Annotated in this window: 19 protein-coding genes; 10 read left to right on the forward strand and 9 right to left on the reverse strand. The window is 31.6% G+C overall.

What is annotated here, in order from left to right; genetic code table 11:
- Positions 1-46: 46 nt before the first annotated feature.
- Both LC076_RS02965 and fadH read right to left on the reverse strand, forming a co-directional pair.
- Positions 47-1,264 (reverse strand): EAL-associated domain-containing protein, encoded by a 1,218-nt coding sequence (locus LC076_RS02965; RefSeq protein WP_226666038.1) that lies wholly within the window; start codon positions 1,262-1,264, stop codon positions 47-49.
- Between the two features lie 155 nt (positions 1,265-1,419).
- The gene (gene fadH / locus LC076_RS02970) at positions 1,420-2,184 is read right to left on the reverse strand and encodes a 2,4-dienoyl-CoA reductase (protein WP_226666040.1); all 765 of its coding nucleotides are present in this window, start codon (positions 2,182-2,184) and stop codon (positions 1,420-1,422) included.
- Between the two features lie 770 nt (positions 2,185-2,954).
- Here fadH and LC076_RS02975 point away from each other — a divergent pair.
- On the forward strand, positions 2,955-3,809 hold the full coding sequence (locus tag LC076_RS02975) for a metallophosphoesterase (RefSeq protein WP_226666174.1): 855 nt from the start codon (positions 2,955-2,957) through the stop codon (positions 3,807-3,809).
- Between the two features lie 479 nt (positions 3,810-4,288).
- Here LC076_RS02975 and LC076_RS02980 read toward each other — a convergent pair whose 3' ends face one another.
- The 3 genes from LC076_RS02980 to LC076_RS02990 form a co-directional block, all read right to left on the reverse strand.
- Positions 4,289-6,382 (reverse strand): EAL domain-containing protein, encoded by a 2,094-nt coding sequence (locus LC076_RS02980; RefSeq protein WP_226666041.1) that lies wholly within the window; start codon positions 6,380-6,382, stop codon positions 4,289-4,291.
- 513 nt (positions 6,383-6,895) lie between these two features.
- The gene (locus tag LC076_RS02985; RefSeq protein ID WP_226666043.1) at positions 6,896-9,007 is read right to left on the reverse strand and encodes an RNA degradosome polyphosphate kinase; all 2,112 of its coding nucleotides are present in this window, start codon (positions 9,005-9,007) and stop codon (positions 6,896-6,898) included.
- A 416-nt stretch (positions 9,008-9,423) separates the two neighbouring features.
- Complete coding sequence (locus LC076_RS02990) at positions 9,424-10,953, reverse strand: Ppx/GppA family phosphatase (protein WP_226666044.1); 1,530 nt, start codon at positions 10,951-10,953, stop codon at positions 9,424-9,426.
- Positions 10,954-11,317: 364 nt separating this feature from the next.
- Here LC076_RS02990 and LC076_RS02995 point away from each other — a divergent pair, with 364 nt between their 5' ends.
- From LC076_RS02995 to LC076_RS03010, 4 genes are all read left to right on the forward strand, one after another.
- Positions 11,318-11,812 (forward strand): L,D-transpeptidase family protein, encoded by a 495-nt coding sequence (locus tag LC076_RS02995; protein WP_226666046.1) that lies wholly within the window; start codon positions 11,318-11,320, stop codon positions 11,810-11,812.
- Positions 11,813-11,910: 98 nt separating this feature from the next.
- Positions 11,911-13,212 carry an MFS transporter gene (locus tag LC076_RS03000; RefSeq protein ID WP_226666049.1) on the forward strand — a complete coding sequence of 434 codons (1,302 nt, stop codon included), beginning with the start codon at positions 11,911-11,913 and terminating at the stop codon, positions 13,210-13,212.
- 203 nt (positions 13,213-13,415) lie between these two features.
- Positions 13,416-14,948 carry an HD-GYP domain-containing protein gene (locus LC076_RS03005; protein WP_226666050.1) on the forward strand — a complete coding sequence of 511 codons (1,533 nt, stop codon included), beginning with the start codon at positions 13,416-13,418 and terminating at the stop codon, positions 14,946-14,948.
- 349 nt (positions 14,949-15,297) lie between these two features.
- On the forward strand, positions 15,298-15,777 hold the full coding sequence (locus tag LC076_RS03010; protein WP_226666051.1) for a YkyB family protein: 480 nt from the start codon (positions 15,298-15,300) through the stop codon (positions 15,775-15,777).
- 67 nt (positions 15,778-15,844) lie between these two features.
- Here the strand turns inward: LC076_RS03010 and LC076_RS03015 are convergent, their stop codons facing one another.
- The 3 genes from LC076_RS03015 to LC076_RS03025 form a co-directional block, all read right to left on the reverse strand.
- Positions 15,845-16,396, reverse strand: a complete 552-nt coding sequence (locus tag LC076_RS03015) for an HD domain-containing protein (protein ID WP_226666053.1) — start codon at positions 16,394-16,396, stop codon at positions 15,845-15,847.
- 111 nt (positions 16,397-16,507) lie between these two features.
- The gene (locus LC076_RS03020; protein WP_226666055.1) at positions 16,508-17,413 is read right to left on the reverse strand and encodes a chemotaxis protein; all 906 of its coding nucleotides are present in this window, start codon (positions 17,411-17,413) and stop codon (positions 16,508-16,510) included.
- Positions 17,414-18,297: 884 nt separating this feature from the next.
- Complete coding sequence (locus LC076_RS03025; RefSeq protein ID WP_226666056.1) at positions 18,298-18,948, reverse strand: glycoside hydrolase domain-containing protein; 651 nt, start codon at positions 18,946-18,948, stop codon at positions 18,298-18,300.
- Between the two features lie 607 nt (positions 18,949-19,555).
- Between LC076_RS03025 and LC076_RS03030 the strand changes: the two genes are divergently transcribed.
- Complete coding sequence (locus LC076_RS03030; protein ID WP_226666175.1) at positions 19,556-20,851, forward strand: NCS2 family permease; 1,296 nt, start codon at positions 19,556-19,558, stop codon at positions 20,849-20,851.
- Positions 20,852-21,087: 236 nt separating this feature from the next.
- Positions 21,088-21,471 (forward strand): hypothetical protein, encoded by a 384-nt coding sequence (locus LC076_RS03035; protein ID WP_226666058.1) that lies wholly within the window; start codon positions 21,088-21,090, stop codon positions 21,469-21,471.
- A 112-nt stretch (positions 21,472-21,583) separates the two neighbouring features.
- Here the strand turns inward: LC076_RS03035 and LC076_RS03040 are convergent, their stop codons facing one another.
- Positions 21,584-22,828, reverse strand: coding sequence for an ATP-binding protein (locus tag LC076_RS03040; RefSeq protein ID WP_264191385.1), 1,245 nt, complete (start codon positions 22,826-22,828; stop codon positions 21,584-21,586).
- 456 nt (positions 22,829-23,284) lie between these two features.
- Here LC076_RS03040 and LC076_RS03045 point away from each other — a divergent pair, with 456 nt between their 5' ends.
- The 3 genes from LC076_RS03045 (at position 23,285) to LC076_RS24075 (ending at position 25,648) form a co-directional block, all read left to right on the forward strand.
- Positions 23,285-24,262: a GGDEF domain-containing protein gene (locus LC076_RS03045; RefSeq protein WP_226666060.1), complete on the forward strand. Its 978-nt coding sequence runs from the start codon at positions 23,285-23,287 to the stop codon at positions 24,260-24,262.
- 349 nt (positions 24,263-24,611) lie between these two features.
- A complete protein-coding gene (locus tag LC076_RS03050) occupies positions 24,612-25,088 on the forward strand; it encodes a hypothetical protein (RefSeq protein ID WP_226666061.1) in 477 nt (158 codons plus the stop codon).
- Positions 25,089-25,519: 431 nt separating this feature from the next.
- The gene (locus tag LC076_RS24075) at positions 25,520-25,648 is read left to right on the forward strand and encodes a hypothetical protein (protein WP_264191386.1); all 129 of its coding nucleotides are present in this window, start codon (positions 25,520-25,522) and stop codon (positions 25,646-25,648) included.
- Positions 25,649-25,813: the final 165 nt, after the last annotated feature.

Genomic DNA, 25,813 nt, shown 5'->3' on the forward strand with positions numbered 1-25,813 from the left:
TTAAAAATAGGATAACTCAAAAGATAAGGAAATATGCTCTTTTCCTCTATAACAGTCCTTCTTCTTCAAATAAATATTCGTATGATAAATCTACAAATAAATAGTGGATGTTATTTAAAGGATATGAGAAGGTTCGTATAAGTTCTCCTGTTTCGATATCGCTATAAACATCACTTAAAAAACCTTTTTTTTCAAATCTCATTTTTATTATATTTGCTAAGAAATATGGACGCCAACTCCAATTTTTCATATAATATTGGGGTTGAACAATCCATGTATCTTTTTTGAAAATATTAACTGATTGTTGAAATCCATCTTCATCACAAATGTAAATTCGGAAGCAGCAATCATCTAATTCATTTGATAATTGGTTGAGCAATAATTCATACTGTTCATCTTGTTTATCATATTTCATAAGAAATTGTTGAATTCTCTTATGAAATTGTTCTGTAAATTTATATATTGTTTCAAGCTTTTTCTTCTCAGTAGAAATAAACGTCTGGAACTCACGCTTTAATCTTTCTTTTGAGTCGTCTCTTTGTAAAAATTCTCTTTTAGGTTTATCAAGAAAATATCCTTGATAATAACGACCTCCATTTTTCCATGCATATTGAAGTTGGAAATTCACTTCTACATCTTCATATAACAGAGTCGCTCCAATCTTCCTTGCAAGAAGTGAAATTGAATACAAAACATCATAATAAGATTGTAGTGGAGATGTTAATCTTAGAGGTTGTAAATCAATTTTAAGTATATCAGGGGATAACAAACCTATCCTATCCAAATTACTGCTTGCTTTCCCAATATTGTCTATAGCAATTTTTATACCGTAAGTTCTGTAATAAGTTAAAAGATGGTAAAGTTGTTCAGTATCACCTTGAAAATTATGTTCTGTAATTTCTAGAACTATTTGAGTTAGTTTTAAACCGTTAATTTGCTGATCTAATAAAGCTTGCAAAAAACTTTCACCATGATCTAGCATAAGTAGATTAGCATCCCTGTTAATAAATAGAAGGATTTCAGAATCCATAAGAGATAAAAACTCTTTTAAGGCATTATGTAAAATATAATCATCGACTTCTATTCGGTATTCATCAGGAATATTTTCATCATGAAAAAAAGATCCTAAACTTTCAACATCATTTTCAATCTGAATTCTCCCCAAAACTTCATAGCCTATTACTCGTTGTTCATCAGCGCTAAAAATTGCTTGATAGTATGGAATAACCTTTTCCAGATTTGTTAACACATCTAACGGATCCAATTCAATCCCCTCACCTATATCTATCTAAAGTAATCAAATTATACCATAAAGCAAGATTTCCTTCATTATTAGCTTTATATGATGAAACAGCACCTTAAGATTTTTAAGGGATTATTTAGACCATTATGATAAATGAAATGAAAGCTTAGTAAAATTTAAAATGGATATTGGTTTAACCATTGACCACCATCTAATGTTATACATTCACCATTCATATATGTTGCATCATCAGATAATATGAAAGCTGCTAAAGCGGCTATTTCTTCAGGTGTTCCTAATCTATTTAATGGAACACTTGATAACGTTCTTTTTGCTGCTTTTTCTGATTCCCATAACTTATCTGCTCCACCTGTTCTTTCTATTGGACCTGGCGCAATTGCATTTACCCTTATTCCATACTTTCTACCCCATTCAACTGCTAACGTTCTTGTCATTGATAGGACACCTGACTTTGCTGCAGCAGAGTGAATTACTCCCGGACCAGCATTCCATGCATAAGTAGCTACCATATTTAAAATAACACCATTTGATTGTTTTTCTATCCAATATTTTCCGACTGCAGAACTGCAATAAAATGTTCCATTTAACACGATATCAATCACCGATTTCCACCCATTAATCGATAGATTTTCCGCAGGACACAGGAAATTACCTGCCGCATTATTGACAAAAGCATCAATACGCCCATATTTTTCATCTACCTGTTTAATCATCTCGAAAACTTTTTCAGAATCTCTTACATCTAACTGGATTGGATAAACCTGATTTTCAAATGTTTCGATTTCCTTCTTAGTTTCCTCAAGTTTTTCTAGAGTTCTTCCAATAATCACTACATTAGCACCATCATTTGCAAATCGTTGTGCCATTGCTTTACCCATCCCATTCGAGCCACCAGTGACAATAACTACTTTATCCTTCATATTTTTCAATCCCCTCTTCAAAAAATGAATGACCATTCATTTATTATTTTACCATATTGCCATGTTAGAGCTCAATGTTGATTTTTTAGGACTTTATTAATTGAATTGATGAATTTAGTGAAAACCCTACTGGTAAAGGATACCTTGAGGTTCCACATACAATATAATAAACCTGTTTTCAAAAGGCTGTTTTTGCAAAACCTTTTACCTTTTAATTATCCGAAGCATTCAGCACTTTATTAAGTCTAGTGACATCTTTGCTTCATAAAATAGTACCGTAAAAAGCACTGTTTTCATCCAAATTTGCTTATCTAGCAACAAACAATCGTTCAGAATAGAGCCTTTCCAAAAATGTTCTTACGTATTTTCAAAGTTCTTTTCTATGAAAAAGGTTCTCTTTTTTAAGGTAAAGCGAATACCTGTCAAGGAAATCTATAAATAAAAATAAAATGAAATAAAACCTTATTCTTTAAGACTCATAAATGAAATAGAACTTCTAATTTAAACCATGATATACTTAATCTAAACAAATATTATAAAAAGAGCATAAAGCTATTAGGAATAAATGTGTTCTTTACTTTTCACTGTTTTAGATTTATATGAATGTAAGAGCTAGACATTTACATAATACATAAGAAATTACACTTTTTTATCTTGTATGACTTGGAAACTTAAATCTAAGAATGGTTTAAAGAGGAAGAGACATATTTATAAACATTTCCGTTCAATTAAAAAAATATAAAATTAATAAATTAGGGATTGGTAGAATGATGAAAAATAAATATTCAAGAAGATCTTTTATTAAAGGTCTTCTTTCCTTTTCATTTGGGAGCTTATTGTTAGCTGCTAGTGGTTATACATATGCAAGATATTTTGAGCCTACTATGCTAGATGTTAAAAAAATCGAATTAATTCACCCTAAAATTCCCAAAGCCTTCAAAGGGTTTAAAATTGTTCAATTCAGTGATACTCATTTAAGTAAGTTTTTCACTCTAAAACAGTTAGAGACGATTGTAAATAAAATAAATAACCTTAAGCCAGATCTTATTTTATTCACAGGTGATTTAATGGATGAACCTAATAACTACACACAAATTAATAAAATTGTTCCTGTACTTACTAACCTTAAAGCACCCTTTGGTAAATATGCTGTTTACGGAAATCATGATCATGGAGGGTATGGAACAGATATCTATAAAAATGTCATTGAAATGTCAGGTTTTACTCTTTTAGTTAATGAAGTAACAAATATAACAATGAACGATGGAAGTAAAATAGCAATTTCTGGAATAGATGATTTAATGCTTGGAAAACCGAGCTATGAAGGAACTTTAGGTGCATTGAATGCAGATATGTTCAATATATTATTAGCACATGAACCAGATGCAGCACTTGAAACAAAGAAATATAATGTTGATTTGCAATTATCTGGTCATAGTCATGGTGGACAAATTCAGTTACCTTTTTATGGTCCTGTTATTACACCTCCTTATGCAACACATTACTTTGAAGGTATGTATGAAGTGGATTCTATGAAATTGTACGTTAATCGTGGATTAGGTACTACAAGACTTCCTTTTAGATTTTTATCTACTCCTGAATTAACTCTTTTTACCTTAAGTTAACTTTAAAAAAGATAGTTACTTCAGCTCTATTCGCCTACTTTCTTGCAAGACGATAATTTATAAGTAGAATTATATTTCATTCCAGACGAAGGTTTTCAAGCTTTGAAGTCGAGCCTTATGAGATCTATACCTTTCACCGACAAAAGTGAAAGGTATACCGCACCATTATTTTAAAAAAATAGGCTATGTTAAAGCTTAAGGTTGATTTTTAGTACTTGGTTGATTGGAGTGAAAGGCATGAGACTCCTGCGGGAGAAGCGTGTCGAAGGGAGACCCCACAGGCGCTTGCGCCGAGGAGGCTTCCGGACCGCCCGCGGAAAGCGAATGCCTGTAACGGAAATCAACCACAAAGTTTAACAGAGCCAAAAAATAAAACAAAAATGTTTAACAGAACCAAATAATTTAATACCAACCACATAACAAATAGAAGCAACCTGCTAATTGCAGAATGCTTCTATTTGTTATATCATTCATTTCCTTTATAGTAAAAATTTCGTTATTTGTTCTGCTGGTATTGGCCTACTAATTAAATATCCTTGTCCTTTATGGCATTTTAGTTTCTTCAAAAAAGCTAGCTGTTCCTCTGTTTCAATTCCTTCTGCTACAACCGTGAGCTTTAGATGTTCAGCAAGGTGTAAAATGGTCGTAACAATCGCTTCATCTTTCTCATCACATAACACGTCTTTAATAAAAGATTGATCAATTTTCAGTGTATCAATAGGGAATTTTTTCAAGTACTTCAACGATGAAAATCCCGTACCAAAATCATCTACTGAGATTGTTACACCTAAACTTTTTAGCCTTTTTATCATACGAAGAGCTTCTTCAGCATTTTGAAGGGAACCTTCAGTAATCTCAAACTCTATTTGCTTTGGGCTAATTTTATATGTATTAAATAAAGATTCAATCATATCAATAAGGTGTGGTTGTTGAAATTGTTTCGCTGATAGATTTATAGCAATTACTGTTTCAGGATATCCTTTTTCTATCCAATAAACGATTTGCTTGCATACTTCCTCTATCACCCATTCTCCAATAGGTATAATTAAACCAGATTCCTCTGCAATTGGGATAAACGTTGCTGGAGAAATACTACCGAGTTTATAATGATTCCACCTTAATAATGCTTCAAAGCTAACAACTTTTTCAGATGTTAAATCAATTTGAGGTTGATAAAATAATGTTAGCTCTCCATTCTCAATTGCTCTTCTTAGTGCCGTTTCGATCGCAAGTAATTCATTCTTATTTTTATCCATTTCTTTTTCATAGAAAAGGTATTGAGCACGATTTCTCTGTTTAACAACATATAATGCCTTATCAGCATTTGTAATAAGTGAGTCATCATCCTCACAATCTTCTGGAAACATACTTATTCCAATACTTAAGGAGATAAAATATAGGATTTCTTTTAAATAAAAAGGTTCTTTAAATTTTTGAATAAGTTTCTCTGCTACAACCTCAGCTTCTTTACGTTCTGTACAAGGTAGAACGATAATAAATTCATCCCCACCATGGCGATATGTGGAATACTGTGGCTCAACAATTTGAGATAATCTTTTGCTTACTTCTATTAACAGTAAATCACCACTATTATGACCTAAAATATCATTTAACATCTTAAATCGATCTAAATCAATATACATAACTGCTACTGAACTACATTGTTTTTTAGAATGGTCTAAAATAGCATTCAAATCTTTCTTTAAAGCACTTCTATTCAAAAGACCTGTTAAAGGATCATGATACGCCATATGCTCAATTATTTCCGATTGCTTTGTTTTTTCTGTAATATCACGAAGAATAATAAAAATTCCATGTACTTTCCCATTAATAAAAATAGGAATTGTTTTATAATGCACATTTAATTCCTTACTCTTATACAAAAGTAAGGCTTCACCTTCCACAGCATTTCCACCGATAGTTTGACTATACGCTTCTTTTAATAAATCAATGTAGTTTGTTTCAAAAAGATCAAAGATGCTTAACCCTTCTAAATCACCTTGCTCTTCATTTAATAATCTTAGTACAGATGGATTTACAGTTAAAATATTACTATCCAAATTAACAGAAAAAACAGCATCCATATTATGATCTACTAGAGATTTATACATTTCCTGACTTTCAACCAACAATCTTTGTTCAATAACTTTTTCAGTTATATCCCTTGTTACAGCAATTATGTAAATGACATTATCTTTTTCATTCTTTATAGGTGTTAAAATCGTTTCCCCGTATGAAAATATATTCTCATCGATTTGCACTTTATCTTGATAAGAAAATGTTTTTTTAGTTTCAACCACCTTTATATACTTTTCATGTAAATGATCTGCTATTTCGCTACGCGTAAAATCATAAAAGGTTTTTCCCACATAATTATTCCCTAGTTTAGCGTGAGACTTCCCAATCTCATTAGCAAACAAATATGTAAATTTCTCATCATTTTCAACTTTCATAATAAATATTAAATCTTGAACATGCTTTAATATGACATCAAAAATAAATGACTCAACTTCAGAAATAATTTTATCATTATCTAAATCTTTTTTAATTGAATTTAAAAAGTAGTTGTCCACTCATCATCATCCTGTACATTTCTATTCTAATGCTTTAAAAATAGTTAAAATTCAAGGTATATTTTAATAGTACCACAATGACTTCCTCTAAGATATATCATGTGTATGACAACACTTAAAAATCCATTTACTAACGCCTTTGTGGTCCTATTACTTTATGTAACTCCAACAACAGCATCAAAAATATGCCTCCAATGAATTCAACAAAACTGTTGGAAGAGATGTTAAAAAACACGTTTTAGAGATCACAATTAGAAGGAAAAATAGCTATAAAAAACAAAGGCTCTTTTCTGAATGATTTTTGCTTTGTATAACTAAAAAATTGGAGTGGAAACAGTGTTTTTTCACTATAAGGGTACTATTTTATGAAGAAAAGATGCCACTAGACTTAATACAGTGCTGATTGCTATGGGTATTTAAATGAGACAATGTTTACGAAACAGCCTAAACAAAAAAGGAGTAGAAGCGTATTCGTTCAATAGCTCTACTCTTTTCATGAATTTTTTTATGAATTTATTCTTCATCTTCCATTACTTGGTAAGCTTTACTAAACAATAATAGTTGGCTATCAACAACTGGTTCATCTTGTTTTCTTTCGACATAATGATAAATTCCAAACTCATCCTGTTCTCTTGCCTTAACATTATCAGATAAAGCACTTTCTAAAATGGTGTTAATACGCATTTTGATTTTCCCATCATAAATTGGAAACAAAATTTCTACTCGTTTTTCCATATTTCTTGTCATCAAATCAGCTGAAGATAAGAATGTTTTTCCTTCACCATTATGATGAAAAAAATATATTCTACTATGTTCTAGAAATCTACCCACAATGCTTCGAACCCTAATATTTTCGCTAACCCCTTTTATACCAGGTCGTAAACAGCAAGTACCTCTAACTATTAAATCGATTTTAACACCAGCATTGGAAGCCTCATATAATTTTGTAATGACTACTTTATCTGTTAAAGAATTCATTTTTGAAATTATTCTACCGTTTCCAAATCTTTTGTGGAAATTTATCTCTTCTTCTATTAATTTAATAAAGTCTTTTCGTATATCAAATGGTGCAACAGATAAATGATGAAAATCAGGTTTTTCAGTATATCCACTTAGGTAATTAAAGAAGTTTGTAGCATCGATACCAAACTTCCTTTTGGATGTTATAAGACCCATATCTGTATATATTTTTGCTGTTTGGTCGTTATAATTACCAGTACCTAAGTGTACAAATCTCTCTATCTTATTATTTTTTCTTCTAACAACAAGAGTAATTTTACTGTGGGTTTTTAAATAAGTCATACCATAAATAACATGACAACCTGATTTTTCTAATTCTTTTGCCCATTGCACATTGTTTTCTTCATCGAATCTTGCTTTCAATTCAACTAAAACCGTCACTTGCTTTCCTTTTTCCGCTGCCCTTTTTAACGCTTCAATAACAGGAGAATCACCACTAACTCGATATAAAGTCTGCTTAATCGCTAAAACATCCGGATCTTCTGCAGCCTCTGTAACAAATTCAATTACAGGTTCGAAGGATTCATAAGGATGATGGAGAAATATGTCTTGCTCTGAAATTTTCTCGAAAATATCTTCATCTGACGCAATATCACGTGGTGGCTGAGGAATTAACGTTTGGAAGATTAAATCTTCCCGTGTTTTTGCCATATCTTTATAAAAACCAAATAAAATCGTCAGATCAATTGGTCCGTCTATTTCATAAACATCTTTTTCATGAACTTCCAATTCTTCGGTTAAGTATCGAAGAATATTTTCATCAAAATAATCTTTCTGAATCTCAAGCCGAACAGCAGCTCCCCACTTACGTTTTTTTAATTCCTTTTCTATTTCCTTTAATAAATCTCTTGCACCTTCTTCGTGAATCGTCATATCTGCATTTCTAGTAATTCTGAATATGGATACAGATACAATTTTATATCCTTTGAATAATTTATATATGAAATGACTAATAATTTCTTCTAATAAAACGAATTGCATTTTTCCATTCGATGTATGTAGTGAGACGTAACGATCTAATACAGCTGGCACTTGAACGATTGCTGTTTTAAATCGATTTTCTAGGAATTCATCATTATCCTCGATGACAATAGCTAGATTTAAGCTTTTATTGAGAAGCATTGGAAATGGACGATATGCATCAACTGCCATTGGAGTAAGGACTGGAAAAATTTGCTCATCAAAATACTCCTCTAGTTGGTTTAATTGATCAGAAGGAATATCCTCCATCTTAATCATTTCGATATTTTCTTCTTTTAACTTCTCTAAGAGAACCTTGTTATAAGCTTCATACTGCAATTGAACAAGATTATGTGTTTTTTTAGCAATTTGATTTAGCTGCTGCTTTGGAGTCATTCCGGCTTTGTTTTCAGGCTTATTAAATCCTGCTTTCACTTGATCTTTTAATCCTGCTACTCGAACCATAAAAAATTCATCTAAGTTAGAACTGAATATTGCTAAAAATTTCAATCGTTCTAATAAGGGATTCCTCTCATCAAGTGACTCTTCTAATACTCTTTCATTAAAAGCAAGCCAGCTAAGTTCTCTATTATTATAATAAAGTGGACTTTGAAGTTTAATCGCGCTTTTATCTATTGTTTTCATTTCTACGCCACCCCTTTTCGACATTTATATACAAGTCCATGATAGCATTAACATTACAATACAATTGTAAATTATATGTAAAATTTATATGTTTTTTTCGTAAATAGTGAATTTTTTTATTATTCTATTGCTACATTTTTTCAATCATGTGATCTTAGAGAGATTACTCGAATTTACAGTATCCTCAGGAGACTCATATATCTCTTCAATCAACAAAGGGTAGAACCTATAAATCCCTCTCAACATAGTCCTTTAGTTAAATCACTATGTAAGAGTTTATCAAATCTGCTAGTTTGACTGAGCTGTCAAAACTATTCAGTTTGATATTCTAAAAATTCATATGAATGACTGTATAGAAAAGGTGACGATACTTTTTGTTTAAACAAACACAAGTTTCGTCACCAGCTCGAAAATTCTTATTCATCCTTAAAATGTATAAGAATTGATTTTTTTAGTAATTTTTCTAGATGTTTTTTCTGCTTTTCAACTTGATATTGTTCTGGTTTCCAATCTTTATAGCATGTTACAACAAATTCAAGTTCGTTTTTGTCACTTACTATTTCAATATTTTTAATAATATTTCTCCTTGTTGCATTTAAACTATAGGCTAATTTAATAATTGCTCCTAATAGTCTAATTTTCGTTAACTCATCTTTAGAAAACCAATGCATATATGGTGTTACATACCTTTTAAAGCTTGCTTTACTAGTATATGATGCAATGAGAGCGATGATTATGCGATCTCTATGTAATAAACCATCAATTGTACGGTTTGCTAATAAATAGAATGTATGTTGGCTGCTTGATTCAGTATCAATATAAGCACCAACATTATAAACAAAGGCAGCTCGTTTAAGTAATAACGAATCTTCTCTGTTTATTGAAGTAAGTCCTGTGACATTTAATAGTTGTGATATATTCATTGCACAATTTGTCACATAAAAAACGTGATTCAAATCGATTGAATAATCTGTTGCTAATTCATAAAAGCTTTCTTCTAATACATTTGGAAAGACTGAAATTCCAATATCCTTTGTTAACTCTTCAAAGAATACACCATCTCTTAATCCCTTCCTACTTAATGCAAATAACTCCGTACTTACAATTTCCATAACTATCTTAAATACCTCAATAGCAGGTATAATGATATCTGCTCTGTCTTTGGACAGTCCTTCTACACGTTGTAACTCAGAAAATGATAAAGAATGTAAATATTCATCAACACTAAATATATCTCGATCACTCATCACATATTGATGAGCACCTGCAATCGGATAACCTACATATTCTTGATGAATTTGAACAAGATTACGTGCACTTCCTCCAATAGCAATGATAGGTAACTTTTTATTTTGTAACCAATCTAGTGCTTGAAACTGTTCCAATAGAAAGGTTTTTAAAGCAACTAATTCTTCTTGGTTAGGTATATCACCATTGATAAACTGTTTTTTCAAAGATAGTGCACCAAAAGGGAAACTATGGAAATTAACTAATTCACGATTAGAGAAATAGGTGAATTCTGTACTACCCCCACCTATATCAATGGTAATACCACTATCAAATGGAGTCGTATTAACAACTGCTAGATACCCATAATAGGCCTCCTCGTACTCTGTTAAAATTCTTATAGTTAGTCCTGATTCTTTCCTAACCTTTTTAACGATCTCCTCATTATTTTTAGCTTGCCGGACTGTTGCAGTTGCTACACATTTTACATCTTCTAATTGATGATGCTTTGTTACTTCACTAAAGCTTTGGAGTGTATCAATTAATATATCTATTCCTTTATCTGAAAGTATTTCATCATCTGATAGGTAATTACGAAGTCGCGCAACCACTTTTACATTTTCTATTTCTTTTAATCTTCCACTATTTTCACGTAAATAAATGACTAATCTCATCGTATTTGAGCCAATATCAATGATTGCATACTTTTCTTGATCCACATCCAACACCCTTACCTGTTTAATGTAATAACTATATTTTATTAAGGCTGTTATTTCAAAATATGTATAACTAAACCAATTAACTTCATTCGTTTAGTTTAAGTAAAGGCTCTTTTCTGATCGATTGTTGCTAAATAACCTATATATCCATAAAAACATCGTTTTGATAACAAAAAAATGTACAAATCTATGAAGAAAAGATGCCACTATACTTTATACAGTGCCGAACTTTTCAAATGACCAAAAGCAACAGAGTTTACGAAAAAAGCCTAAGTAAATTATAACATATTAAAACATTAGGTATATTCGGTATTTATTGAAATATTTTTATACATATGTATGACCTAATATTAGGAGGGTAACAATGATTCATATTGTCAAATCTAATGAGACGTTAACATCTATTAGCATGGACTACAGAATTACGATAAGTAAACTTATCTCGGTTAACAATATCAGCAATCCAAACCTTATTTATGTAGGGCAAGAAATTATTATTCCTAACATTCCTGATCCTAACTCAATCCCTTATTCTATTTCTATTTCAATTTTGAGTAGACGCTTAACTCTATTGGAGAACGGAAAAATTAGAAAGGTGTTTCCGATTGCAGTTGGTAAGATGGTTTCTTCTACACCAATTGGCGAATTCGTCATTGTAAATCGTCAACCTAATCCAGGAGGAGTTTTTGGAGCAATGTGGCTAAGTTTATCTAAAATTCATTATGGAATACATGGTACAAACAACCCATCTTCTATAGGAAAGGCTGTATCCTTAGGGTGTATCCGTATGTATAATATAGATGTTTTAGAGCTTGCTTCCATTGTGCCAAACGGAACAAAAGTAAGGATTTCACCTTAAGATTTTATTAAGTTTTCATTAATATCATATTCAAATAGTACATATTCCCTTATAATGACAATTGAAGCATTGGACAAAGTAATTTAAGGAGCGTAATTATGAAAATTTTCCATAATCCGAACTTTGTAAAGCTATTTTATGCCGCACTTTTTTCCCAAATGGGAACAACTATAGGGAATATGGCGTTTGCTTTTTATTTATTAGATCACTTTAGTCATCAACCTTCTTATGCTACGATAGCCGAATTAATGTATTCTTTACCCACTATTCTTGTGTTTTTTATAGTAGGTGTTGTAGCAGACCGTTTCGATCGGAAAAAAGTTGCAGAGAACTGTGATTGGATACGTGCTATTTTAACAGTTTTATTATTCGTCACATTATTTACTGGCTCTATCCCTTTGATATTTTTAGTTTTATTTTTACGTAGTGCAGTAACTAAATTCTTTTTCCCAGCTGAAAACAGCCTTGTGCAAGGAATTTTAAACAAAGAACAATATGCCAAAGCTGCAGGACTTAATCAAATGCTCTTTAGTATTTTTATGGTTTTTGGCGTTGGTTTAGGAGCAGCTATATACAAAACAGTAGGAATACATGGTGCTGTCATTGTTGATTTTATTAGCTTCGTTATTTCTGCTTTATTAATTAGAGCTTGTCAAATTCCTCTTTCTGCAAGACTTCCAAATGGCAAAGTGGAATGGAAGGATATAAGCATTAAGTCTTCTGCAAAAGATTTTAAAGAAGGAATTACTTATATTATTAAAAACCGATTATTGGCTTCTTTAATCTTTGGCTTTTTTATATTTGGATTATTCAACGGTGCCTTTGCAATTTTGCCTATGTTTACCATGAAGTATGAAATGTCACCTGATAACTATGAGTGGTATGCATCTTTGTTTGCTATATCTCTTGGGCTTGGCCTCTTAACAGGAAGTGGAGTCGGTACTCTAATTTCTTCAAGATTTAAACCACATCAGCTAATGATATTCCCAATATTTGTAACGAGTTTACTGATATTTTTTCTTGGTTTTACTGATAAGGTATCAATATTCCTCGGTATTGTTTTTATTATTGGTGCATGTTTAGGTCCTATAAATATAGCAATAGGTGGCTGGATGCCAAAAATTGTACATCCAAAATTAATGGGAAGAGTCAGCGGATGGATCGATCCACTTATGATGCTAGCACAGTCGTTAACTTTAGGAATTATTGCTATGATTTTTCCAAAAGTGATTGTGACTATCGACTATTTGTATTACGGAATGGCAATTATTATCCTTTTCGTTTCACTTTTTTACGCTTTTACATTACCCAAACTTAGTCGGGATCTTGAAGAAAAAGAAAGAAAACTGACAAGAACACATAAAAATTCAAATACAAAGCCAACTATCCATTCTGTATAAACTTATGAACTCTTTACAAAGCGACGTATAATTGGTATGTCATCAAATTTTAAATAAGTTAAGTGAAAAAAAGTGTTAGTTGCTTCCTTATTTATTTGGTAGCCTAACACTTTTTCATTAGAATTTTTATTAAGATAATTTTTTAAAAGCCGATATATACATAGAGTTACGTTTTTTATATCCTTTATTAAGGTTGTGAATAAATGGACAAACATATATTTAAACAATTTATTATCGTCCTCCTAAGAAATTATATATTCGGTTCCTTAATAGCAGTGTTTGGAATTGGTGCTTTGTTTATGTTTACAACGCTAAACATTAATTTTAAAGAATCTATTATCCTTTTTATCATTCTAATGATCTCTCTCGTTATGATGTTAACAGTAGAAAGTATTGTATTCTCAAAACATATTAAACCAATTAAAAATGTTTTTTTCGATCCAAATCCTTCACTAGCTGATTTAAAGTATGCTTATCGTCAAACACACAAACTACCAATACTTACAGTTTATCGGATTTTTGGTCCTCATTTATTTGGTCTTGCCATACCAGCCATGATTATTAGTTATATATGTATAAAAATGGAGTTTATTCATTTACCTCTTTATTATATAGGTATCGCTTTTGGTGCCTCTGTACTAGTTGCTGGTATGCATAGTATTATCGAGTTTTACTTGGCAACTAAAGCATTAAAGCCGATATTAATTACAATTCGAGAAAAAACATTAGCAAATTATCATTTTGATTTTTCACATCAGTCCCATTTATATATTTCTATTCAAAGCAAAGTATTATATAGTGCTATTTTCATCGGTGTTTTTCCGATATTACTGTTTAGTTTAGCCACTCATGCAAGATTAGCAGAAGTTGCCGTCCCTCTTTTAACAGAATATTGGAGTTGGGCAATCATTGTTATCATTGTTTCAATTTGTTTTGCTTTTTACGCAGCTTATTTGTTATTCAATAATATCTCTGAACCTATTCAAATTCTTGAAGATGGAATGCGACAAATTCAATTAGGAAAGCTTGTTTTTCAGAATGATATTTATTCTGATGAATTTTCAAAACTTATTTCTGGGTATAACCAAATGGTAAGTGGACTTCAAAGAAGAGATTCAGTTAATAAACAACTGTTAGATAGCCTTTTCACTACTTTAGCATTAGCCCTAGATGCTCGAGATGCATATACAGCCGGTCACTCAGTAAGAGTTGCTAAATACTCCGTAATGATAGGTAAACAAGCTAAGTTAGATGCCGAAACTCTTGATTTGTTGAGAAAATCCGCACTATTACATGATATCGGAAAAATAGGAATAAAAGATAGTATCCTACTGAAAGATGGAAGGTTAACAGAAGAGGAATTTAATGAAATCAAAGCTCATCCAGTGATTGGAGCAAATATTCTTTCACAAGTTCAACCGAAAGAAGAAATGGAATCATTAATTCCTGGCGTAAAGTATCATCACGAAAGAGTTGACGGGCTAGGTTATCCAGAGGGATTAAAAGGAGAGAGCATACCGTTATTCGGAAGAATTATGGCTGTAGCAGATGCATTTGATGCTATGACATCTGATCGTCCCTATCGTAAAGGAATGCCCACCCAAAAAGCACTTTCTATCATTGAAGATGGAAAAGGAACACAATGGGATCCATATTTCGCTCAGCTCTTTATTGATCTTATGAACAAGCAAAATGATATAAACACAGATATTGATCAATACAAGAAAAGTATATAGGTAAAGAAGAATACTACAAATTTAAACTTTAGCAGTAGGGCTTTATCAATATTCTTCCCTAGGAAAAAACTTGGTTTTCCCTAGGGAAACAATTTCTTGTAACGGAACTCAACAACAAAGCACTACTATAGCTAATTAAATAGAAATAAGATTTTAGTTACAACAACTAAAAAGTGGATGTGCCCGTCGTTATATAACCTCCTATTTCAGATTGTAATTGCTAATTCACTTTTCCTTTAAAAGAATTTTCGAAATAAAAAAACATTTAAAGCTTGCATTTTATTATTGACAAAGTATAATTTAATTAAGAATGACTTAAACTTAAAGTGTATAATAAAGGAGAGAAACGATGGACGACCATAAGCGACTCGATCCTACCAAACAATTAACAACAGAAAACCTCGCTCGTGCTATTTATGTAGTTAACCGTCATGCAAAAACTGCACCTAACCCTAAATACCTATATTTACTTAAAAAGAATGCGTTAATTAAACTTCTAAAAGAAGGTAAGGCGCAAAAAGAGGGTCTACATTTTTCTAACAATCCAAAATTTAGCCAACAGCAATCTGATGTGCTAGTGTCTGCTGGAGAGTATTACTTTCATATGCCTCCTACAAAAGATGACTTCGATAAACTTCCACATTTAGGAACATTAAACCAAACATACCGTAACCCAAAAGCAAATATGTCTTTAACAAAAGCAAAAAATCTATTGCAAAACTATGTGGGTCTAAATGAAGATAAAAAATCTCCTCAATCTATTCATTCAACTCAAACCCGTACATATGAAAAACCGGTATTTAAAAGGTTAGGTGAAAGCTATAGATAACAAAGGCTAGACTACCATAAGATAAATCACAAAAAAGGCAATGAATATCATTGTCCTTTTTTTATTTCTAGTATGGTCCAAATAATTCATCAACGTTTTGTTTAAGAGTATAAAAATATGCTGGAACTTGATGCTTAGGAACACCATAGAAAATCGAATGAACTAATTCTTTATAATACCATAATTGCTTTTCATAACCTCTATTAAAATATGTCCAAAGCTTACCACCATATGCTTGAGAATATAGCAGTAAATCTTTACTATTATCGAGTTTATCAGCAGCAATTAGAGCTTTTGATTCTATACTTAACATTCTAGTTTTATCTATTGTTTCTTGTTTTCTCTTTTCCCAAATTAAATCCTTATCCTCTGTGTTGTCTAAAACAAATTGGAGAACTTCTTTACCAAATAATCTTTTCAGTTCATCTACTGTGACTTCTGTGTCCTCAATAACATCATGTAGATAGCCTGCTGCTACAACAATATTTGAAAAACCAGCATCTTCAAGAGTTTTTGCTACGTATTCAACATGTGAAAAATATGGCTCAGAGCTTATTTTACGAACTTGTCCATTATGTGCTTTTCTTGCAAAATTTCTTGCATTTACGATAAGATCCATCTTACCCTCCTAGAAATTCTATGCATAAAATTATTTCAATATGGTTGTTTTCTTTAAGAAACCCAAAAAAGGTTGCCAGTCCAATTATGTCCAAGCAACCATCGTAATATATTATAAAATAAATTCATCAACCTTTTGAACTAATTCACTTATTTCAGGTTTACTGATCTGCGCACTAGCACCTACCATTTGACCTTTATGACGTAAATCATTTGTTATAAGTGATGAGAAAATGACAACAGGAAGTATACCTAATGATTGATCTTCTTTGATCCTCTTTGTTAAATGATGTCCATCCATCTGAGGCATTTCAACGTCAGTAATGACTAGTTGCACCACATCTTCAATGGCTTTACCTGATTCAGTAATTGATTGTAAATATGATAATGCATCCTTACCATTTTCAAAGAAATCAACATCTTCAAAACCAGCTTCAGATAAAGTCTCTTGTAATAGTTTTCTCAACAAAGGTGAATCCTCTGCAACCACTAGTTTTTTTCTAGAACGCTCTCTTTTACCTAGTTTCTTAACTTGCTCCACATTTATTCCTGAATCTGGATTTATATCTAAAACAATTTTCTCAAAATCAAGCATTAAAACCATTTCGTCTTGAATTTTAACAACACCAGTAATCTGACTCTCAAAACCTTGATACATACCAGAAGGTTTTTCTATTTTCTCCCAAGATATACGGTGAATTTGAGATACTGAATGAACATGAAAAACAACCTTCGTCTTATTAAATTCAGTTACAATATATTTTTCATCTCGTGGATTTTCACTAGGTCCAAATCCTAAAACTTTAGCAACATCAACTACAGGTAAAATTTCTCCTCTAATATCAATAATACCTTTTATATTAGGATGAGAATGTGGAATCTTTGTAACTTGTAAAGGTTGTATAATCTCCTTCACCTTAATAACATTAATTCCAAATTTATTATTTCCAACACAAAATTCCACAATTTCAAGCTCATTTGTTCCACTTTCTAGCAAAATACCCTTTTGTTGATCCATAATATTCATCCTTCCATTTGTACATCACTGTACACATTATATCGGCTATTGTTAGAGTAATGTAAAGTAAATATTTTATATTGATAAATTTATTAGTAAAGCAAGCTCCTTGGGGATTATTAGATGATAAGACGATTAGAAATTGCATTTGATTATTTACCTTCTTAAATAGGCTATGTTAAAGCTTAATGTTGATTTTTAGCACTTTGTTGATTGGAGGTGAATATATGAGACTCCTGCTCAGAGAAGCGTGTTAAAGGGAGACCCCACAGGCGCTTGACGCCGAGGAGGGGCTCCCGGACCTAGGAAGAATTGATCTTTAAAGGAGCCGATAATTGAGATTTTTCATTATTCTTCCCTAGAAAAAAACGAACTGCATTTTTTCCCGCGGAAAGCGAAAGCCTGTAACGAAATTCAACAACAAAGTTTAACAGAGCCTTTAAATAACAAGGCTCTTTTCTGAAAGATTGTTGTTAATTGACCTAATTCTTTGTTAGAAACAGTGTTTTCATCGCATAAAAGATACAATTCTAAAAGAAAAGGTGTCACTAGATTTTATATAGTGCTGTTTCCATCAAGTATTAAAATGCAACAACGTTTACGAATACAGCAAATAACAAAGAACTTGTCCTAAATTAATTTAAGGCAATGTTAAGCGTTTTTGTTAATTTCCGTTACTGGTATTCACTTTCGCGAGAAAAAATGCAGTTCGTTTTTCCTACTAGGTCGTGAAGAATTCTCGTAAGCTGAACGCCTTTGGGGTCAACATTAGACACGTTTATCCCATAAGAGTTTCATGTCTCTTATCCAATCAACAAATTGATAAATATCAACACTAAGCTTTAATATAGCTTAATTTAAAAAGCTTGGAGTTTATACCAAGCTTAATATAAATAATTTAGAACTCTTTCATCAGCTAAGTTTGTGTCAATAGGACAATGTTTTGCATCACGTCCGTATTGCCATAACCAGACATTTGCTTTACAATCTGGTGATGCTGGTTTAAATTTTGGTGCTTTTCTTTCAGAAGTTGCTCCTAACTCTGGGGCAGCACTCCACAGTATAGTCTGAACAGCTACTTCACTATTTTCTTTTACTGCTTCACAATAGGCTTCAGCAAAATCTCCTTCTACAGAATCATTATAAAAACCCGCTTTATATCCTGATGGTATAAATGTCTCAACCCACCCTCTAATCCACGAAGAATCTACATTAAAAAATTTCTCTACATTTGCAAAAATAATAGTATTTGTCGGTATTCCAAGTCTTCTCGCATGGAACACTGCATTTCTTGCAGCTAATTGTGCTTCCTCATATCCTATTGCTTCCCTAATAACATTATAAATTGGCAATATCTTTATATCCTTGCTTCTCAAAAATCCAATTTCAGATTTTGTTAGTCCTCTTGATACATTTGGTATTTCAGTCAGGTATCTGCCCCAATATTTAGGCACACCATATTTTTTTTTTACACACTCAAAAAATTCTTTATCAACGGGATTTGCTGAATCGACGCCCCATATTTTACGTGCCATAAAAATTCACAACCTTTCTGTAAAAGCTCTTCACATATATATGTAAAGTAATGGTTGTCTAATCATAAAACTTTTGGCAAAGTCTACTTTCATTCGAAGAGTAATACATGATTCACTATAAAAAAGACTTATGATTGTTCTACTTGACTGTCACAATTTGCTGTATTTTAAAACTCTTTTCAAAAGACTTCTCTGAAAAACTGTGCTAATTTATTTCATTATCTGATTAGAATTTTTTTCTCGAATAAAAGATAACAATTTCTATAAGAAAAAATGTCATTAGCTTTTATATACAGTACAGTACTGTTTTTTTTATACAACAAAGCTTTTGGGGAGGTTCATTTGCACATTATCCTTGGATTCCAAAGAGTGAATGGTGTAGCCTACTTGGCTTCGAGTATGGGAGTTTTCCCTTCTACTTTAAACTTACTTGAACTAAAAAAATATTTTTGAGAAAACAGGCATCTTTTTTAATTCAACTCAATTGTTATTTGCTGTGAATGAAATAAATGTAATGCATTATTGTTACTCTCTTGTTATAATCCTTTTGTAAATCGTTTATTGTGATTATACGGGACGGGTTGAGGGTTATACTTGAGGAAGGTTTATTTTGGATAAAATTTTTCAATTAAAAAATAATAATACAACGTTTAAAAAGGAAGTTCTTGCAGGAATCGTTTCATTTTTCACCATTGTGTATATTGTTGTTGTAAACGCATCAATATTATCAGATGCTGGAATCCCATTAGAAGCTGGAATTATTGCTACGGTTTTAACATCAATAGCAGGTTGCTTTATTATGGGTATTTGGGGTAATACACCCATCATTCTTGTTCCAGGGATGGGTGTAAATGCCTTGTTTACTTACACGATTGTCCTTGGAATGGGATTATCATGGCAAGAAGGCTTAGCAGTTGTCTTTGTTTCAGGAATATTATTTACAATAATTGCATTCACAAAGCTCGCAACAATTATTTCAGAGTCAATTCCACATTCGTTAAAGGAAGCAATAACAGTTGGTATTGGTTTTTTCCTTACCTTTATTGGTCTACAAAAAGGTGGAATCGTCGTATTAAGTGAGGAAACATATGTATCTTTAGGTGACTTTAGTGATTCAAGTGTTCTATTAACAGTAGTCACATTACTTATTACAGTTTCTTTATTTGCAAAAAAAATTCCAGGAAACTTTTTAATAAGCATTATTATAGGGACTTTCCTAGCCGCGATATTTGATGATCTTTCGTTTGAAAAAACAACAAATACAACTGAAGCTTTTCGTTCTTACTTTGATGTAATAGGAGCAATGTCTTTTGATCGTTTCATAGATTTAACATTTTGGACAGCTACCTTTTCATTAACAATGGTAATTGTTTTTGAAAACATAGGCTTAGTGTTTGGTCAAGTTCATATGATAAATCGACCTACGACATACAAACGATCATTGCAAGCAAATGCAATGTCTACCATTACATCTGGTATTTTAGGGTCCAGTCCTACTGTAAGTACTGTTGAATCTGCTGCAGGTATGACAGCAGGAGGTCGAACTGGTTTAACATCTATAACAACTGGCACACTTTTTTTAACTTCATTATTATTTTTACCATTTATTAAAGTGATACCAGATAGTGCAATTGCTCCAATACTTATACTAATAGGTAGTTTAATGATCCAGAACATACAGCATATAGATCTAGAAGATTTTAGTGAAAGCTTTCCAGCGTTCTTAATTATTGCATTAATTCCACTAACTTATAGTATTGTTGATGGGATGGCTTTTGGTTTTATCATGTATCCTGTACTAAAAATCATTTTAAATAGGAAGCAAGATGTCAAAATGCCACTTTATTTTATAGCATTCTTATTTTTGATGAATTTCTTTTTCCATACGCTACACTACAAATAGTATAAATCAGAAAGCGTCTGCCACTTCAATCACTGTCTTAAGTAATCTAAATAAATTATGATTACTTATAAGCAAATGTTGTTGGCACGCTTTTTTTCTATCTCTATCTTCATCACCTAACTTCTATAACAATTGTTGCACTAGCTACTTCTGTATAAAAAATCCTTATCATCACACAATATTCCTAGATATAATTATCTAAACTGTCCATTAATTCATAACTAGTGAGGTGGAAAATGAAATATTTATTAATCATTGTGCTTTTTTTTAGCTTAACAGCATGTAATAATGTTGATCAAGGAGAAGGTGGAAATACATCTGGAGAAGGATTACTTCAAACAGGTAATGATCATGCTAATAGCAATGATGAAATGTTAGTTGAAGCAAGAGAAGAAGGTAATTTAAATAACAATGACCCCTTACATCCAACAGAAGCAGAAAAACTCGTAAAAGAGAAACTAGGTATTAAAAATAATAATGATCTAATTGTTCAATACGACCATCTAGAAAATGGCAAATACATTATCCATGTGTATTCAATTAACAATTCAAAAGAAAACAGTGAACAATGGTATATGGTTGATCTAGATACAAATAATGTAGAACAACTAAAACAATAACGTGCCAGACTATAATCAACATGATGATTTAACTTAGCCTAAGCATTAAAAAGGCTGATAGCGAAAGTAGTTCAGAAAAAAATTTCTGAACTGTACTCGCTTTCAGCCACTCTCATTCTATTTGTAGTGTAACAGTTACTGTCGTACCTTTTCCTAATTCACTTTCATATTCAATCGTACCGCCTATTTCCCTAATTAATCGATTAGTTATCATACTTCCCAGTCCCGTACCTTTTGTTTTTGTTGTATAAAAAGGCAACCCTATCTGTTTTAACTCCTCTTGAGTCATTCCTTTACCAGTGTCCTTAATAATGATTTTGGCAATTTTCCTTTGTTTATCAACATAAAGATTTGCTTTGACAATTCCATTTCCATGAATTGATTCAATTGCATTTTTTATTATATTAATCAATGATTGCTTAATATGCTGAGCATCGCCTTTCACATAACAATTCTCTCTACCTTCATAATTAAGTGTTACATTCGAAAAAGTACCAAGTGGTCTTAACAAATCAATTGAATCCGATAAGAGTTTATCTATATCTACAGAAGTTAGTTCAAATTTTTCTGGCTTAGCTAATTTTAGATAATTTGTAATAATCATATTTGTTCGGTCAAGTTCATCTAAAATGAGAGGTGAAAACTCCTTCAACTTTTCATCTGTAGTATCTTGTTGAATAAATTGAATAAATCCCCTAACCGTTGTAATTGGATTACGAATTTCATGTGCAATGGAAGCAGCCATTTGACCTGTGGTTGTTAGTTTATCCATATAAACCATTTCATCAAATTGTTTATTGAATTTTGTTAGTGCTTCTATTATATATATTGTTGCAATATACGTAATATAAAAAGCGATAAAATAGACAATATAAAATGTTAGTTCAAGAAAAGTCACACTAAAATAAATGATCGAAAAGTAAATGATAAAATAGGTAAAAGAGATAAAAGAAGCAATTAGAATTTTGTCATTTGATAATTGAAACCTTTTCCTAAAAAGGAGAGCAATAGCAAAGGCAATAATAGAAACAATTACCCCGATATGCAAAAATGCCCCACCTATTATTATCCTAATTGCTGAGACGACAATTACTGTGAATAAACCAGGCAACCACCCTGCATACAGTGTTACAACTATTATCGCAACCATTCTTAAATCAAAGTTTGTTTCCCCTAAAGTTTCAATCGGATATGCCATGCAAAGTGTTGCTCCAAATGCACTAATAAGACCGTAAATGGCCTTCTGTTTTATGGATAAGTGAACATTTCTTTGAAAAGGTAAAAATAAATTTGCATTAAAAGTAAAAGAAAATAATATTGTGATATTTACAATGAGTGGTTTAATAATGGATAACAAGATTACCTCCACATATTCTTCATTTTTAAAATAGCTCTGATAAACTTTATCGTAAAATTTGTTAGAGGCATTATATACTGCAGAATAAGCCTACCTTCTAATATTTTTATTTTGATTAAATAAACAATGTGAAGATACATTGAGCTTTTACATATTTCTTAATGATAAATATAGAATACCAATTCTTTATTGATTGGTGCAAACCAATAAATTGTAAAAACTCAATGGAATATTCATTCTATTATAAAAAATAGGAGCGAAAATTATTATAAGGAAATCAACTAGTGATCTTTATAAAAGAGCTGGGTGTTAAGACGCTCTTGCACTATGTATTTCCTATACCAAAAAACCTTGATTTTAACGTATTTCTTCAAATTTACAGTTTCTTAACAAAATAACAGAAAACTATATAGTAAAATAGGAGTAAATCTAAAGCCTCTGTAGGAGTCGTGAATGATGTTGAGCATAGGTAATATATCAGAAAAGGTTCCAGTTGTCTCCTTGAACACTAAAAGTTCTGAAGTAGACTTAATTTTTGAAGAGCAACCTAGTCTTGAAGGTATTGTTGTAGCTTGTGATAACAAGCCTCTAGGTTTAGTCATGAAAGCTCAATTTTACAAAAAAATATCTGGTAAGTATGGCTTCGATTTATTTATGGGTAGGCCCATAGAACTAGTGATGGACTCACACCCTTTATTAGTTGATCATTTTGAGCCAATTACAAAAGTAAGTTCTAAAGCAATGAATAGAAATCAAAAAAACCTTTATGATTATGTAGTTGTAACAAAAGAAAGTAAATTACAAGGAATTGTTAGCATTAAAAACCTTCTCATCAAACTTGCCGAAGAACAGGTGAATCAAGCGATGTATACAAATCCTTTATCAGGATTACCTGGCAATGTTCTAATTGAGGAAAAAATTGCAGAATATCTCACAAATGATGAAAAACCTTTTTCCGTGCTATATATCGATTTAGATCACTTCAAAGAATACAATGATACATATGGTTTTAAAAAGGGAGACTTTCTGTTAAAAGAAGTTTCTAACTTGTTAAGTAAGAACATTCTACTTAACGACTATGACAACTCTTTTGTAGGTCATATAGGAGGGGATGATTTTGTTGCCATTTTACCCCATTATCATTACCAACAAACTTGTCAATTAATCATAACAGAATTTGAAATACGCTTAAAACAATACTATAATGAGAGCGATTGGATCAATAAATATGTCTACACTAAGTCTAGAAATGGTATATATAGTAATGTTCCCCTTGTCTCACTCTCAATTGCTGTTGTAACAAATCAGTTGAATAAGTTTCATTCAATTGAAGAGATAAGTAAAATAACTGCAGATGTCAAAGCACAATGCAAAGAAATAAATGGAAGTTGCTATATAAGCTATAAAACTACTCTTAATAATGAGTGCCGTTAATTGTTATGAAACCGGTATAAATTTAGATTAAAACACTTAAGAGAACAATTTAAAACATATATTCAAAAAACACAAAACAACTAAAAAACCACATATTCTTTATTCGCACTAACACATCTTCTCCTGTGTAGCTTATAAATAAGAATAAAAAATTAATTGTTCCCTGAGCGCTGACGTGCGAGATAGACATTAAATAAATTTAGAATAAATTCTATAGTTTCTTACATACGGAGCCAAAGGGCTCTTTTTTTGCGCTCATTTTAACATCAACAAAACTTTGAGGACATTCACCTATACATTAGATTTGCATATTGTATACATGAAAGTTAATGAGGGGAGAGAAATAAACATGTATCCATATGATCGTCAGTTCTCAGTTCAATTTCCCGGTTCCCAACCATTTAGCACACAAGGTAGCACAAGTTTTCCACAACAACCTTTTGGACCTTTAGAATACGGTACTGGTTTCAATGGATTTCCAGGTCAAGGATTTAATCCAGGCGGTTTTAACCCTGGAGTAGGTCAATTTCCTGGGCAAGGTGGCTTTAATCAAGGTGTTGGTCAAGGTCCTCCACAAGGACCTCCACCAAGTGAAATTCCACCTGCTCAAAGTCAGTTTGAAACTTTTGCCGTTGATCCTGGTGGAATTCGTGGTTGTCTTTATAGTTTCACTTACATTCGTTTAAACAATGGACGTAGTTTTTGGTTTTATCCAACGTTTGTAGGAAGAAACTCAGTTGCTGGATACCGCTGGCGCCGTCGTCAGTATCGTTGGGAATACTTTGGAATTGATTTAGAACAAATTCGTTCATTTCGTTGTAGATAACCTAAAAAACAACAAGAACCTAGAGAAATCTCAGGTTTTTGTTGTTTTTAATATAGTGTCTTTTCTGAAAAATTAGATTATTGCTAATTGAAATATTTATTAAGTGTTTTATCACATACAAGGATAATTATAAAGATTTGTTTTCATCAGGATTAGTAAAACAAAAAAGTTTACGAAAACATCGTTATTATTTGTTCATTTTGGTAGTATATTTCGTTCATCAATAAGCAATCTTCTTTGTTAACAAAAATCAGAAGTAGTTAGGTATAAAACGAGATAAAAACCTTTAACAATTCTATCCTGTTTAAAAATTACATATTAACTAATTACAATTTCATCAGACATTTTTGGTAACATTTTCAGATATAAAAGCATTTATAAAGGTCAATAATATGATTGCATAAAAAACTCTTACATGGAGGTTTTATCGTATGACTAAACGCAATCGAAAAACAAAATCTGGTTTACAATCAGCTAAGTCTATAACAGATCCTGAAATTGCTAAAGAACTTTCACCTACTAACAAAGCAGCAGAAAAAACTCATCCAAGAACTAAATAATCATTTAAAAATAATTAAGACTTATCAAGGTAATTCAAAGCTTAAAATGAAAAACAAGCTTTACCATGATTGTGATAAAAGAACACTTTAGTGTCCTTTTATTACTTCCTTGGTAAAGCATTAATATGGATTATATATATTTTTAATTAGGCTGTTTCGTAAACA

Source organism: Metabacillus litoralis (assembly GCF_020524045.1).
In the GTDB taxonomy this organism is placed as follows: domain Bacteria; phylum Bacillota; class Bacilli; order Bacillales; family Bacillaceae; genus Metabacillus; species Metabacillus litoralis_C.

Bases quoted from the DNA above. Each gene is read 5' to 3' on its own strand.
- fadH (WP_226666040.1), bottom strand. From the start codon at position 2,184: ATGAAGGATAAAGTAGTTATTGTCACTGGTGGCTCGAATGGGATGGGT.
- LC076_RS02975 (WP_226666174.1), top strand. From the start codon at position 2,955: ATGAAAAATAAATATTCAAGAAGATCTTTTATTAAAGGTCTTCTTTCC.
- LC076_RS02985 (WP_226666043.1), bottom strand. From the start codon at position 9,007: ATGAAAACAATAGATAAAAGCGCGATTAAACTTCAAAGTCCACTTTAT.
- LC076_RS02995 (WP_226666046.1), top strand. From the start codon at position 11,318: ATGATTCATATTGTCAAATCTAATGAGACGTTAACATCTATTAGCATG.
- LC076_RS03000 (WP_226666049.1), top strand. From the start codon at position 11,911: ATGAAAATTTTCCATAATCCGAACTTTGTAAAGCTATTTTATGCCGCA.
- LC076_RS03005 (WP_226666050.1), top strand. From the start codon at position 13,416: ATGGACAAACATATATTTAAACAATTTATTATCGTCCTCCTAAGAAAT.
- LC076_RS03010 (WP_226666051.1), top strand. From the start codon at position 15,298: ATGGACGACCATAAGCGACTCGATCCTACCAAACAATTAACAACAGAA.
- LC076_RS03015 (WP_226666053.1), bottom strand. From the start codon at position 16,396: ATGGATCTTATCGTAAATGCAAGAAATTTTGCAAGAAAAGCACATAAT.
- LC076_RS03020 (WP_226666055.1), bottom strand. From the start codon at position 17,413: ATGGATCAACAAAAGGGTATTTTGCTAGAAAGTGGAACAAATGAGCTT.
- LC076_RS03025 (WP_226666056.1), bottom strand. From the start codon at position 18,948: ATGGCACGTAAAATATGGGGCGTCGATTCAGCAAATCCCGTTGATAAA.
- LC076_RS03035 (WP_226666058.1), top strand. From the start codon at position 21,088: ATGAAATATTTATTAATCATTGTGCTTTTTTTTAGCTTAACAGCATGT.
- LC076_RS03045 (WP_226666060.1), top strand. From the start codon at position 23,285: ATGTTGAGCATAGGTAATATATCAGAAAAGGTTCCAGTTGTCTCCTTG.
- LC076_RS03050 (WP_226666061.1), top strand. From the start codon at position 24,612: ATGTATCCATATGATCGTCAGTTCTCAGTTCAATTTCCCGGTTCCCAA.
- LC076_RS24075 (WP_264191386.1), top strand. From the start codon at position 25,520: ATGACTAAACGCAATCGAAAAACAAAATCTGGTTTACAATCAGCTAAG.